Below are 14,628 nucleotides of genomic sequence, written 5' to 3'. Positions count from 1 at the left end.
TATATGAAAATAGAATTTAAAATAATAGATTTAAGGAGGATATTTTATAGATGGAACAGGTTATACAAGAGTTTTTTTCTTCAAGTAAAAACTATAAGGTTTAAATTATTAGAAGAAAAGATGGGCTATATACAACGGAAGCTTATAGATGGATGGAGGATTGTGGTTATGAATTTTGGAGTTATATATCACAAGGATTAACTTTGATAGATAGTGAGGAACATGCACGAAAGATTGCTATGGAACAACTAAAGGAACTTTTAAGAGATGAGTATTAAAAATATGCTATTTTATCTGTAAAATTATAAGGGATAATGATGTTTTATGAAAATATAGAAGTAAATTTTATTTAATCTCATTTATTTTATAAGAATTGTAAGGTATACTAAAAGTAGGTGCAAAAATGCACTATTTGAAAAAGAGTGCAAGGCAAAAAGGAATCCGTAAAGGATTCCTTTTTTGTTTTTTAGAGAATGAAGCAACTTGCTAATCTAAAAATTTTTGTGAATTTTTTGCTAGATTATAAGCTTTAAATGTTGAAATTTATTTACTTATTTCGCCAAATGAATACATTTATACAATTAGATGGAAATTAAGGGTGTTGAATCAAAACATAATAGTTTGTTATTGATGGGTTTATCGTAAAGTTGTTATTTAATGTGTCATCAAATAGTATTTGTATACAATAATAACTAAAGAAAAGGAGATTATTATGAAAAAAAATAGACTAAAAGATACAACATAAATAGCATGAATAGCTTGGGGTGTAAAAACATAAAAAAAACAAAAATCCTTAAGTGCATTAAGGAAAAATGAGGGAGATAATATGGAGAATAATTCAAAACATAAAACTAGAAAAATACTTGCAGCCACCGCTACAGTAACTATGCTTGCAACTGGAATGATTTCTACAACAAATATCATTGCAGAGGAAACGCAGCAGCAAAATAAAATATCGACATCACTTCAAGAGGAAAAGTCAGTTAAATCAGAAAACAGGACATATACAGTACCAGGAAAAGGGGATGTAGAGGTACTGAAACAACAGGAAAGAAAAAGTATGGCATTTAGTCCATATGAACCGACTGGTTTATATGCAAAGCCAAATGAACAAATAACGATTAATGTGGAAGGAAATCAAAATATTCAAGCATACATTGGAACGTATTCGTATGATGCTTCTTGGAGAGAAGATTCTAAAATAAAATCATTTACATTAAAACCAGGTATAAACACAATCCAATCTCCAAATGGAGGAATGATTTATTTTTACAATAAACAACAAGGTGGTACCATTCGAACAACAGTCACAACTGGTGGAACGACTACTCCTCTCTTTGAACTAGGCAAGCATACAAAACAAGATTTAATAGACATGCTGAACCAATATCCAAATGCACATGCAGTGGAGCTAAAAGGAGAACGTGTATTAATTACGGCCAGCCCTGCACGTGTTAAGAAATATTTGCTAGGTTCTAATACAGATCCTGTACAACTCTTAAAAAAGATGGATGAAGCTACCCGAATTCAAGACAAAATAGCTGGATTATCCGAAGAACAAGCTGACAAGCATTATATTCATTACGTAGAAGAAAATCATTCACCAGATTATTATATGTATGCGACTTCTTATCGAACTGCATATGTAGGAGATGCAATTCAATACGTGTTAGATATTAATAAATTTATAAAAGATGGTTGGGGTCCTTGGCATGAGGCAGGGCATTTGAGACAGCAATCACCATGGAAGTTTTATAATATGACAGAAGTACAAAATAATATTTACAGCCTTTCTGTAGAAAAAGCATTTACATCTAATCAATCTTTTAGATTGCAACAGGAGGGTGCTTATACTAAGGCATTTCAATACTTAGAACAACCTAATAAAAATTATGACGAAGTTAGTGATGTTTTTGTTAAGCTTGTTATGCTTTGGCAACTACAGTTAGCATATGGAGAGGACTTCTATCCTAAATTGCATCAATTGTATAGAGACATGTCTTCAAGTGAACTTCCACAAAATGATGAAAATAAAAAACAATTATTTATGATTTCGGCATCAAAAGTAGCCAAACAAAATTTGATACCTTTCTTTGAGAAGTGGGGATTACGTCCAAATAACGATACCATTCAAAAAGTAGCTGCACTAGGGTATCCAACTTTAACAGCAGAGATTTGGAAGGGGACAGATTCTAATCCAATTAAACCAGATATACCTAATGTAAATAATATTTTAGAAGGAAACAAGTTTGCATGGTCATTAAAAGGGATTAGTGATTTCGAATTTGCTAAAATCAATTTCAATAAGTCGACAGAAGAAGTGCATATTGACTTAAAAGCAGGCGTACCGCATCATTATTTTAATGAAACATATGCGAGTATTAAAGTACAAAATGCATCAGGAAAAGTAGTATACAATAAAGACATTTATGGAAACAAACAACAAAATGCTGAATCGCAAAAAGTTCCAGTTAAAGTAGGAGATTATATTGAGTTAACACATCTAGAAGGTGTGCATAGAGCTACTTTAACAAATGCAGATAATAGTAAACAAGAAAGCTTTGGAAAAAAAGCAATGTACGAAGTTACAAAAGAAGGCCTGAAAAAGGTAGAAAAAATGCCAGAAGCAACAATTTTAGATGGAAATCAATTTGCATGGTCACTAAAAGGAATAAGTGATTTTGAGTTTGCTAAAATCAATTTCAATAAGTCGACAGAAGAAATGCAAGTGAACTTAAAAGCAGGCGTACCGCATCATTATTTTAATGAAACATATGCGAGTATTAAAGTACAAAATGCATCAGGAAAAGTAGTATACAATAAAAACATTTATGGAAACAAACAACAAAATGCTGAATCGCAAAAAGTTCCAGTTAAAGTAGGAGATTATATTGAGTTAACACATCTAGAAGGTGTGCATAGAGCTACTTTAACAAATGTAGATAATAGTAAACAAGAAAGCTTTGGAAAAAAAGCAATGTACGAAGTTACAAAAGAAGGTCTGAAGAAAGTAGAAAAAATGCCAGAAACAACGGTTTTAGATGGAAATCAATTTAGTTGGTCCTTAAAAGGATATAGTGATAGCGAAATTGCAAAAGTAAATTATAATAGGGTAACAGAGAAAATGCAGGTGAATTTAGAAGCAGGCGTACCACATTCTTATTTTAATAATACGTATGCGAGTATCAAAGTACAGAATTCATCCGGTAGTGTTGTGTACAGTAAGGAAATAGTGGGAAATAAACAGCAAACTGCTGAAAGCCAAACTGTGCCAGTCAAAGTGGGAGATTATATTGAGTTTACCCATATAGAAGGAGAAGCAGTGAATGAAAAGGCTCGGGCTACACTTACTAACCTTGAGAATAATAAACAAGAATATATAGGCAAAAAAAGAATCTATCAAGTTACTTCAACGGGATTAAACAAAATAGATTAACATGAAAAATATTCAAATTTTTAGTTAAATGCTTAATAGTCGTTCATTATGAACGGCTATTTGGCTTTTATTTAATATAAAGTGAAATTAATTTTAAAAATATGTTTGAGGACTGATTGATGCTTAGGTGCTATAGATTTGAGAAAAAAGAAACAGAATAATAAGGTATTTGTTGATAAAGACTCTCTTGTATTACAAAATTTTATATATTTGGTATGGTGTATATGAGTGATATATATTAAGGGAGGAATGGGAATGAAGAGGTTCATAACTCATGCAAATGGTAATAAGATCTTTAAAAAGTTAGTTTTAATGGTGTTGCCAATGATTCTAATGATAATGATGATAACCCCATCGAATGGTGCATTGGCAGCCGAGCAATCAAAGGCAAGTTCACTAAAAGGTGTGAGTCTATTTAATGGAAGCTGGACTGTTGCTATACAAGCTGCAAATTTACAATATGTTTCTGCTGAGCCATCGGGCAATGTAGTAGCAAATCGTAATGCAGTTAATGAATGGGAGAAATTCGAATTAATTCCGACTGGGGAATTATATACGTATGCTTTAAAAGCGAAAAGTAATGGCAAGTACGTTTCGTTTGAGCCAAATGGTAGAGTAGTAGCAGATCGTACATCAATTGGGGCATGGGAAAAATTTATTTTATATAATGGTGGAGACAATAGGATATATGTATTACAAGCGTTAAGTAATGGTAGATTTATATCAGCAAATAGTGGTAGAGAATTAACTGCTAATAGTTATGTAGCTGGAAGTTGGGAAAGATTTGTTATTGTGTATTTCTAAATTTTGAAGTGTTTTATATATAAATAATAATGACTGGTTTAGTTCATATGCATGCTAAATAAAGAGTTAAGTACTTAATACAAGTGTATATTAAAGTGTAAAAAGGACTGACTGCAAGTAATTGTCAGTCCTTTTTGTATGTTAAATAAGTAATTACGGAGGATATAATGAGAAGAAAAAGAACCCTATTGGGTTCTTTTTCAAGGCATATTAACAGTAAGGAGAATCATGAAATGCTACTTCAAATCTTTATTAGGGGAAAGATTTTGAAAAAGCTTAACATGCATCTATTTTTACATAAATGTAAGATATAGTAAATTGATAATATTTATACTTACTATTACTAATATTCAATTAATATAGTTAACACTATGTGTATAGTGTTAACTGATGTTTAGTGTAGTATACATTTAGAAATCTAGTATTAGATTATAATTGTCAAAAAAGCTAATAGATTTATCATTTCAAATTCTAACTAACATTTAAACGATTTTAATTGAAATGGGGTGTGTATTAACTCTTATAAGCTAATGAAAGTAAATAAAATAAACAAAGACCCTGTAAAAAAATACAGGGTCGGATACAGGGTTAAGGGAATGCATAGTTTCTTAAAAACATAATAGCATATATATTTTGTGTAGCTATATGAGGATTTTGACAAAATTAAGAACAAGACAGAAAATCTTTAAGAAATATATTGGTGGAGATATGATTTGGAAGTGAACTGTTTATCTGTTGATATAGATGAAAACTTTGGAGCATCGTGATCAAACTTTCTTTAAATAAGGGGTTTAGGTTATTGAGGTAATTGGATCTTCCTGAAAAAGAAAAATGTTTTTAAATTAAAAGAAGAAAAGACACCTTTCGGGTGTCTTTTCTTTTGGTATACAGCTTACATATTGCTGAATTAGATACGAAATCATAATTCGACTATGAAATAAACAACTTAAGAAATTTTAACATAATATGGACTGAAAAGAATATGTAATATTGCATTTTTAGTTTTCAATTTATTTATTGGTATAGAAAAGCAGTATAAATAAAAAGGGCATGCAGTCGTATCTGCCGCCCCTTTTAGGAGGAATTCAAGACACCGATAGAACACGTATTGGTAAAAAGGCTCAAAAATAGTATATGTAAAAAGAAATAGTCCTATACCAAAAGTGGACTGAGCTGTATCTTTTTTACTTATTCAAAAATCAAATACCGTTCTTTTCAAAAGCAGTACAGCAAACATATGGTTTGGAATCAGAAAAAGTATACATGAAAATGGCAGACAACAATTTTGTCGCCTGCCAGTGCCAATGGACTGAATGAGTTAGTCAATTACTATAAATTTACTACCCCATTACCAGAAGAGTGAAGCCGCTAGTTCAAACGGCTTAAACCTAGTTTGCCTAATAAAGAGAAAATTATGAGAGGAAATTTTGTTTGCACTATATGAAAAGATAATTAGATATTCATCAGACAAGGATAATACAGCATACCTTGAATAGGGTGTAGGAACGAATTAAGGAAAAGAATGTGATTAAGGAAGGGACTGAATCAGGAGTGGGAATTTCGGAAAGGATTTGGAGAGCCGTGGTTGCCTTGGGCATTGCGACTAATATCGTTGCTTATATAATGGCAGTATACATTCAAAAATATGAGCTAATGATAAACTACCTTACAAATATTTTATTTTTAATAATAATAGCGATAACGTATATTAAGATGAAAATTAACAAGTGGGTGGCGTTAGGATTTACGTTAGTTGTAATGGAAAAAGGTATTAAGGCAGGTTATGATTTCTACACACATGATTACTATGGTGTCAGTTGGAGTTTAGCTATCATTGTCTATTGCATATACGAGATGAAAAATTATTATGCTGAAACAAATAAATAGCCACAAAAAATAAGAGTTAGTAGGCGGAATTCTTGTTAATGTATACAATTTTTTTAAACAATGATATTACGGTCCTGTTTTTTACTTCAATAGCAAAAAAAAGACGCCATAAGGCGCCCCCAAATTGGGTAAATGAGGTTTTAGTTTTCCAATCTAAAGAAATTATGTATCAGCTCACAATGAGAGTATATCATAATATACAATCTAAAAAATATGCATTATTACATATATGAGTTTAACAAAAGTAAGATGGGAGTAAATCAAAATAATATAAAAAAGACACTACAAGAGTGTCTTTTTTGAGAAAATACTCTATAATTAACTTTGGGGAAGGTAATGTTAGAGTATATATTTAGCATTATCTTTATATTTGATAAACCATGAAATCAAAAGATTTTGTGGTTTATTTTTTGAACAATAGATATTACATTATTGGCAGTGAGCTATTGATCATTATAAGCATTAGGAGAGAAGGGATTAAAAGTCTAACATCGAATAACGGTTCCGGAATATAGCGTTGCGAAATGATCTACCATATCCCAAACGGTACTTGCTTGTATATAGCCCTTAAAGCCTTCTGAAGAATAATAAATTTTGATATGTAAAGCCCCTCCAAATGGAGGGGCTTTACATACACTTATATTAATTTTGTTGTGGTGCACCACCATGATCGCCAACACTATATGAAGGAGCCGGATAATGTCCATGGGTTGCAAGCTGATCTGTTTTATAAAACTGAGAAATTCCCACCGTTAGAATCCCAATAAAAGCAATACCCGATAATAATAGGCTGATTTTTTTCATTATTTTAACACTCCTTTTTCGAATGATTTTCGTCTTGCTTGATAACAAATATGGAAATAATCACTTACCTTTTGGTGGTTCTCTAATTGTCTACATTTTGTGGCAAATAATTCGGCGTATTCGACAAAATATTCCCATAATTCTTCTTGCTCAAAGTATAAGATTCCTTCTTGAATGATTTTTTCTAATTCTTCTAGTGGAATATTCCCATTTAATCTTTTTAAAATAGAGAAGTGGTGTGTGTATTCTTCGTTATGAATTCCTCTGCAAATCTGTAATCCCTTATCAATGAGTTTGCTAGCTGCTGATTGTTGTCCTAATTTATAATGCTCCTTAGCTTGTAGGAAGATAGCCTTAAAGTGTGTAGGGATTTTCTCTGTTACTTCTGAAAGGTGACGAATAGCTAACGTAGACATACTTTGATTAGAATACAGCCATCCCAAAGTACTTTTTACGAATAACAAGGAATCTTCTTCCTTATTCTTTTGTAGTAATTCAATTGCATAATGCAGATATTCTTCTGCTTGTTCGTACTGCTTTAAATAGATACAGCAACCTCCTAGCAAACTATTACAAAAGGCTGTTTTTACTTCATAACCTTCATACTTTGAAAAGATTGCTCTCGATTTATTTGCGTATTCGATAGAAGCGAGCATGTTATAGGTATGGTGATAAAAAGTAGCAATTCTATAGTAGAATTCAGCGTGTTCAATTTCATCTGGAATGTCTACTAATATCTTTTCTGCCAGTTTATAATGTTCCTCTGCCTCAGTAAAACTTGATATAAAAGTGGAATGAATGGATTTAAAAAAGTGATAATAGAAGCGTAGAAAATGGTCTGTAGGCATATCGTAATCACTAATAGCATCAAAACTATTTTGTTGAATACCGAGGCTATCTGTTAAGACTGTGTAACGAAATTCAAGTAGTGAGTAATATAGTAACAAATTTTGATCCTGACGTTCTTGATTTGACTCAATGCTTAACTTATTAATTTTTTCATCAATTTTCTTTTTTAGATTAGTAGCTTTTATAACTTGTTGAGATAGCATAGATCGATACCAGTCGTTCAATAGAGAGGTTAATTGCTCATTTCCCTTTACTGAAACACTCACTATATACTCCTCCATCCTATAGAAATATCTTAATCTTATTTAATTGTAACTATCATAGCAAAATAGAAGGAAAAATGGAGGTGTTTTACAATTTTTTCAATAAAATTCATAAAAAATAATCAATTTATGTCGAATGTACTTAGAATTCAAATTATTTTATTTGGTACTATAGTAAGAATCACTACAAAATGTATAAACTTTGCGTATGTAAATAAGAAGAGAACAAAGTACGCAAAAAAACTTGTAGGAATTCCTACAAGTTTTTTGAGGTAATCTAAAAAAGTGAAACAGACTATCTCATTATTCGTAACAGGGAAACTATCTTACTTATGGCTTGATTTCATTATATAACGAGTATTAATATTTAGAGTTTAGGTATTTAAAAATTTTGTGAATTAATAAAGAAGTTGTACTATTTTAAGGATTTTTTTGTAGTTGATTAAAGGTGAATTAAAGACTGGTAGGGGACAAGGTGCATAAAAGAGAAAATCTCCTTTAATTGTTCTGAAAAGATGATTTTTAAAGCTATTTGGGTATAGAATAAGCAGTTCATGAATTTATCACCATTGGTGAAAGTAAACGAGAGACTCCATATATAAGCAAGAGCTTTGGTGAAGTAGCTATAAGAAGGGGATAGGTATAAATTTGTTAAAGTTCAGTGTAATTATCGGAATTTTTACCTTGTTTGCTTTTCTGATAGGATAAGTTGAAGAAGATAGGAAGTTTTTCTTTAAAATAAGCTTTTTTGATAGGAAAAGATTTTTTCATAACTAGAACAAATAAATGAATAAGTTCATATACTGTATTGTCGTTAAAGTAAGGCATTATTCTCTCTGAACCAAGGAATCACTAGCACAATATGTGATTCCTTTATTCTTCAGTATAATGTCTATGAGTGATTTGAAATAACCGAAGAAATATAATCTTTGCTAATGGGCAGTCACATGATTCTAGGTATAGTAGGTTCATAATTTAGACTATAAAAGTTAATGTGTCCTTTATTATTTTAGCTAAAAAGACTTCCTCCTTAAGGAACAAGCAGTGATTATGAGTAAGAGGGGATAGTTCAAAGCATAGAATATTGCTTGATTTGGTTAACACATAAATTTAGCATCTCTGTACTGGTGTAAGAATTATATTGTTTATACCATTCTATTGTATTTTCTAAAGTTTGTTGTAGGGACCACTTCGGTTGCCAATTAAGCTTGAATTTTGCTTTACTAATGTCAAGGTTTAGTAAATTTGCTTCATGAAAATTCATTGGACCCATATTTTCTGCTGTCCAATCCCCGTAACCCCAAATATCTAGTAAACTCGTCACTAATTTTTCTACTGAAACAATATTGTCTAGGGATGGTCCGAAGTTCCATGCGCCTGAAAAAATAATACCATTATTAATAATTTTTTCTGTGAGGAGTAAATATCCGTTTAAAGGTTCTAGTACATGTTGCCAGGGTCTAATAGCAGTAGGGTTTCTAATAATAATCTTTTTATTCGATTCTAGTGATCGTATACAATCAGGAATAATCCTATCTATTGACCAATCACCGCCACCAATTACATTACCAGCTCGAACGCTTGCAATTATTTTCTTGTGGTGAGAAAATTTCTCTTCTGAAAAATAAGAATTTCGATAGGAAGAAATTAAAAGCTCACAGCATCCCTTACTTGAACTATATATGTCATGACCGCCCATAGGATCAATTTCACGATAACCCCAAGGCCATTCTTTATTTTCATAGCACTTGTCACTTGTCACCATAATTCCTATTTTAGCGGATTCATGTAATCGAATTGCTTCTAGTACATTCATAGTTCCTACAACGTTTACCTCGTATGTCTCTCTAGGATATTCATATGAATATTTAACTAGAGGTTGTGCAGCTAGATGAAATACAATTTCAGGATTATAATCTGTAAAAACTGTATTTAGTTTACTAAAATCTCTTATATCTCCGCGAATATCTATTATATCATTTTGAAGATTGGTAACATTAAAGTTATCATGTTTATTTTTAGGATCTAATGAATATCCAATTACAGTAGCGCCCAATTCCTTTAACCATAGGGATAACCAAGAACCTTTAAAACCAGTATGTCCTGTAACTAAAATTTTCTTTCCGTAAAAAGCATTATTAAAGTTTTTGTTTAACAATTAATCCAACTCCTTTAGTACAATGTTTTCAGGGGATTAGATATAAATGTGAATTATTTTTATACCAATTAATAGTTTTAATAATTCCTTCTTCAATATTAATTCTAGGTTCCCATGAAAGAGATTCTTTAATTTTGTGAACATCTGCTTCAGGAATCCATCTTTCATTTGTTCTAGAGGAAATTGCACCGTAATTCGGTCTGGAATTGGTGTTCAAATGTTTGAATAATAATTCTACATAATACTTTAAAGGATGAATGGTACCACTCCCGATATTAAAGATCTCATTTTGTACAGTAGTATTTTCTACCGCTAGGATACAGGCATCTATTATATTTTCTATATAACAATAATCTCTTAATTGATTGCATAAAGTTAAATTTACATCTTTGTTTTGTAATACTTGCAAGATAATATAGCTGAATATTTTATGTGGCTCTTCGGCCTCTCCGAATATGCCAAAAGGTCTTAGTGTTATAAGATTAATATTGTTTTCGCTAGCAATTTGATGGGCGAGTATAGTAGCAGCAGCCTTGGTACTTCCATAGATATCCACAGGTGTTAGTAGCATATTTTCATGAATAGGTTCCATTTTATTGCCGTATTCAGAACTACTGCCCATATGAATAATTTTTTTACAATTTACTAATTTAGCTGCCTGAATTATGTTACAAGTTCCTATAATATTTGTTTCTATAGCATGCATGTAGTCTGTATGGGCAGAATTTACACCATAGGCAGCCAGGTGAAAGATATAATCCGGATTAACTTTTTTTATTGCATCTTGTACTTGTTTTTTATCTCGTATATCTATTTCATAGGTTTCAATATTTTTTAGAATATCGTTCAGTCTCCAAGAATTGGATGATGTTCTTATCAAAAGAACAATTTTTGCTTGTAAATTTAAAAGTCTTCGTACCAAGTGAGAACCAATAAAACCGTATCCACCAGTAATAAGAAAAGTTTTATTTTTAAATGAAGTAATCATAGTGATAATCTATCCTTTATTAAGATGTATTTTTAGTTAATGGAATAAATTTACTTATATTAACATAAGGAGAATATCAGTCTTAGCTGTGATGAGGGGAGGAGTATTTAAAATAATTTTTTATTGTAGTTGTATCAATTTGGTCAGCAAATAAAGGGAATGGGGATATTTGTAAAGTATTTTGAAGGATATGGCATGTCTTGTTCAATTGTTCAATATAAGGAATGTATATATGATCTAAAATTGCTGGAGGTAATTCTAAAGTTTCATGTTTCCATAAATCGAACTCATTTGGATTAATAATCTGCATACTTCCAAAATGAAAAGCTATTAATTCATCTTGATCAATAAGAACTTTGTTATCTGTCTTTGATATAGAACTGCTATTTAGAATAACATTCCAAGGTGCTGCATCAATACCTTTGTGAGTCATGATTTTTATATTAGAAAAAATGTTAGGAATGTAATTTAAATATTTTTGGTCACCCCATCTATTCATTTCAACATCATAATGATTTTTGCAATATTCTAGGCATTTATCTTTCCACCATGTTAAAATTTCTTTACTATTTTGATCGTTTTTAAAGCCTACTAAACCAGCTTGGTATATACCGTGTATGTTTTCAATTTCAGTGGAACTTCTTTGAGGACAAAGGAATACAGAGTATTTCCACCATTCATCCAGAATTATATTAGGTGCTGTAAAGAAATACATATCAGCATCACAATATATAATGTGATCAACTTCGGGATAAAGACTAAGGACATGTAGACAAAGAGGTGCTTTTAATGTCCAACAATATTCTTGTAAATTCCTCTCATTTTTTATACTGAGTAGTTCATGATTTTCAATATCTTTTACTGGAATGAGTATGGCGTGCTTTAATTTTAAATTTTCTAATATTTGGTAAGTTGAATCATCCATACAACAGATCCATACAGTAAATTTAGTGTCGAGATTTTCTAAGGAATAATAAGAGGTCAATCCCTGAATTAATCGTTCTTTACTTATAATCATAGAAAAGTTCATAAAATGATTGGATTGATTCATTTTTCTTCTTAATTGTGAATCTTTATATAAGGTTTGAGCTTCATTTATATCTTTTTTACTTAAAAATTGTTTTGTATTTTTATTGAATTTTTCTTTTAATTGCTTTAAAACAAATTGGATTCTCTCTAAATAAGGAGTGTAAATATGGTTTAATATATTGTTTGGTATTGAAATTGCTCCCAAAGACCATAGATCAAAATCATTTTCAGTAAAGATAGTAATACATGCAAAATGGTAAACAACTAGTTTATCATTTTCAATAAGTACATCATTGTTACTCTTGTCAATTTTGTAATCGTTATTATATATACAGTTCCAAGGCGCAGCATTTATACCTAAGTTATTGGAAATTTTTACTTTGGGAAAATAGATAGGGATATAATCTAAATACTTTTGGTCGCCAAACTTTCCCTCCTCAGGTTCGGCACTACACCAATCTATACATTTATTTTTCCACCACCTTACACTCTTTAGTCCATAGAGATCATTCTTAAATCCAATTAGACCAGCCTGATATTTGCCGTACATTTTTTCTACCCAATCGCAATCTCTTTGGGGAGTAAGGAAAATAGAATGTTCACCCCATTCCTCAAAAATAATATTAGGATCAGAGAAAAAGCATAAATCACCATCACAATATAGAATAGATGGTAAATGGTAATTTACCAATAAATATTCTATCAAGACAGATTTTAAAGTCCAACAATATTCATTTACTTTTCTTTTTCTCTTAATTGCTTTTAGTTCACTATCTTCTAATTCTTCAACTTGTAAAAGGTTTACGTTAATGAGATTCATTTCTTTTAATAATGAATATGCAAAAGGATCTATACAACAAATCCACAATGTAAATTTTTCTGAGTACTGCATTAATGATTGCTGTAAGGCAATGATTTTCAAGACATATTCACTACCTACAATGACACAGAAATGATTATTTAGATCATGTTGTTGATTATAGAATTGAGGGTTAATTTGTTTTTGAGTATTTTTAGGGGAGAGATTTGAAGTTTTAATTTCTGTTGAAAGCGGGTTAATTATTTTCTCATTAGAGGGGATATATAATCGAGGTAAACTTATTTTTTTATCATTAAAGCTCAATGTTTATTCAGTCCTCTCTACTAAAATTTATTAGGATTCCAACTTTCATCTACGGTTTTTAAATCTTTAGGTGTATCGACACTAGCCCAAAAATCATTGTGTTCATAGACTGCCAGCTCATTATCTTTTATTAAATTTCGGAGAGGATCTTCTTCTAGAACACAATTATCACTATTACCTAAATAATTAAATATTTCTTTGTTAAATACAAAAAAACCGCCGTTAATTACTTCATCAAGTAATGGTTTTTCTTTAAAATCAATAGCAATTCCATTTTCAACCGCCAATAGGCCATATTGACTATTCTTTTTAATTCCAGTTAATGTAGCAATTTTTCCTTTTTCTTTATGGAATGCTATTAGTTGATCAATATCTATATTGGCTAATCCATCGCCATAAGTTAATAAAAAGGTTTCACCCTGTACAAAGGGTTCAAGTTTTTTTAGTCTTGCCCCGGTCAGTGTATCAATTCCTGTATCTATAAAGTGTATATTCCAATTGTCTAATTCCTGAAGTAGCGTATATTGACTGGTTTTAAAATTCAAACTAAAGTCATTCTCTTTCCAGCTAAAATCCATAAAATATTCTTTAATTTTCTCACCTTTATATCCTAAGGGCAAAATGAAATCAGAATGTCCATATTTTCTATACCAATTCATTATATGCAAGAGGAGAGGCTTTCCTTGAACTCGAACTAATGGTTTGGGAATGTCCTCTAAAATTCCTTGCATCCGAAGCCCTTTTCCGCCACACAAAATTATGACTTTCATAGATCTATTTCCTTCCTCTCTATATATTTTACTAATTTAAACTATGTAGCTTGTTTGATAAATGTATACACAGTTGTACCATAATGACAATCAACTACAAAAAATATGTTAAATTTATAATTCAAATGCTGATTAAATGTGGAGAATACGCACTGTAGTTTATCATCAATTGTATGTAAATTAGGTTATTTTAAAAATTAATGCTTTAGTTTTATTTAATACTAATGAAAGAAATTGCTTGTTCGTAAGATAAAAGAGGGGGAGGGGAATTAGGGGAATTGAAGAAGCTTATAATGAAAAATCTAAGAAGATAAAATTATACTGAAAATAAGATAAAGTATGGAAGTAAGTAGTCATGAACATACTATGTAGCAGAATATACTGATTGTATAAATGATTTCAAAGAAATTAACTATTTAAAGGAAAAGTGAACAAATATTACATTTTACATTCTAGAAATCTAAAAAAGAGCACCGCATAAAGGTGCTCTAGTCATGGAATTAATTTTGTAAAGAAC

General features: G+C 30.7%; 9 protein-coding genes. 3 read left to right on the top strand and 6 right to left on the bottom strand.

The features are described 5' to 3' along the window. Nucleotides 1–826: 826 nt before the first annotated feature. The 3 genes from DM800_RS20045 (at nt 827) to DM800_RS20030 (ending at nt 6,127) form a co-directional block, all read left to right on the top strand. A complete protein-coding gene (locus DM800_RS20045; protein ID WP_147787445.1) occupies nt 827–3,436 on the top strand; it encodes a putative mucin/carbohydrate-binding domain-containing protein in 2,610 nt (869 codons plus the stop codon). Nucleotides 3,437–3,691: 255 nt separating this feature from the next. Next, a complete protein-coding gene (locus DM800_RS20035) occupies nt 3,692–4,240 on the top strand; it encodes a fascin domain-containing protein (RefSeq protein ID WP_147787443.1) in 549 nt (182 codons plus the stop codon). A 1,551-nt stretch (nt 4,241–5,791) separates the two neighbouring features. Next, complete coding sequence (locus DM800_RS20030) at nt 5,792–6,127, top strand: hypothetical protein (protein WP_147787489.1); 336 nt, start codon at nt 5,792–5,794, stop codon at nt 6,125–6,127. Nucleotides 6,128–6,769: 642 nt separating this feature from the next. Here DM800_RS20030 and DM800_RS29305 read toward each other — a convergent pair. From DM800_RS29305 to DM800_RS20005, 6 genes are all read right to left on the bottom strand, one after another. Further along, nucleotides 6,770–6,931 carry a hypothetical protein gene (locus DM800_RS29305; RefSeq protein WP_179955697.1) on the bottom strand — a complete coding sequence of 54 codons (162 nt, stop codon included), beginning with the start codon at nt 6,929–6,931 and terminating at the stop codon, nt 6,770–6,772. Continuing rightward, entirely contained in the window at nt 6,931–8,046 is a 1,116-nt protein-coding gene (locus DM800_RS20025; protein WP_147787442.1) for a response regulator aspartate phosphatase, read from the bottom strand. The genes DM800_RS29305 and DM800_RS20025 overlap by 1 nt, the downstream gene beginning before the upstream one ends. 1,066 nt (nt 8,047–9,112) lie before the next feature. After that, nucleotides 9,113–10,201 carry a CDP-glucose 4,6-dehydratase gene (gene rfbG, locus DM800_RS20020; protein ID WP_147787441.1) on the bottom strand — a complete coding sequence of 363 codons (1,089 nt, stop codon included), beginning with the start codon at nt 10,199–10,201 and terminating at the stop codon, nt 9,113–9,115. 28 nt (nt 10,202–10,229) lie between these two features. Continuing rightward, nucleotides 10,230–11,189 carry an NAD-dependent epimerase/dehydratase family protein gene (locus DM800_RS20015; RefSeq protein WP_147787440.1) on the bottom strand — a complete coding sequence of 320 codons (960 nt, stop codon included), beginning with the start codon at nt 11,187–11,189 and terminating at the stop codon, nt 10,230–10,232. Between the two features lie 82 nt (nt 11,190–11,271). Next, entirely contained in the window at nt 11,272–13,341 is a 2,070-nt protein-coding gene (locus tag DM800_RS20010; protein WP_147787439.1) for a glycosyl transferase, read from the bottom strand. 20 nt (nt 13,342–13,361) lie between these two features. Next, nucleotides 13,362–14,111, bottom strand: a complete 750-nt coding sequence (locus DM800_RS20005) for a sugar phosphate nucleotidyltransferase (RefSeq protein ID WP_147787438.1) — start codon at nt 14,109–14,111, stop codon at nt 13,362–13,364. Nucleotides 14,112–14,628: the final 517 nt, after the last annotated feature.

It is taken from the genome of Bacillus sp. AY18-3 (genome assembly GCF_008042305.1).
Taxonomy (GTDB): domain Bacteria; phylum Bacillota; class Bacilli; order Bacillales; family Bacillaceae_G; genus Bacillus_A; species Bacillus_A wiedmannii.
This window is presented reverse-complemented; position numbering and strand designations above follow the sequence as displayed.

Bases quoted from the DNA above. Each gene is read 5' to 3' on its own strand.
- DM800_RS20045 (WP_147787445.1), top strand. From the start codon at position 827: ATGGAGAATAATTCAAAACATAAAACTAGAAAAATACTTGCAGCCACC.
- DM800_RS20035 (WP_147787443.1), top strand. From the start codon at position 3,692: ATGAAGAGGTTCATAACTCATGCAAATGGTAATAAGATCTTTAAAAAG.
- DM800_RS20015 (WP_147787440.1), bottom strand. From the start codon at position 11,189: ATGATTACTTCATTTAAAAATAAAACTTTTCTTATTACTGGTGGATAC.
- DM800_RS29305 (WP_179955697.1), bottom strand. From the start codon at position 6,931: ATGAAAAAAATCAGCCTATTATTATCGGGTATTGCTTTTATTGGGATT.
- DM800_RS20005 (WP_147787438.1), bottom strand. From the start codon at position 14,111: ATGAAAGTCATAATTTTGTGTGGCGGAAAAGGGCTTCGGATGCAAGGA.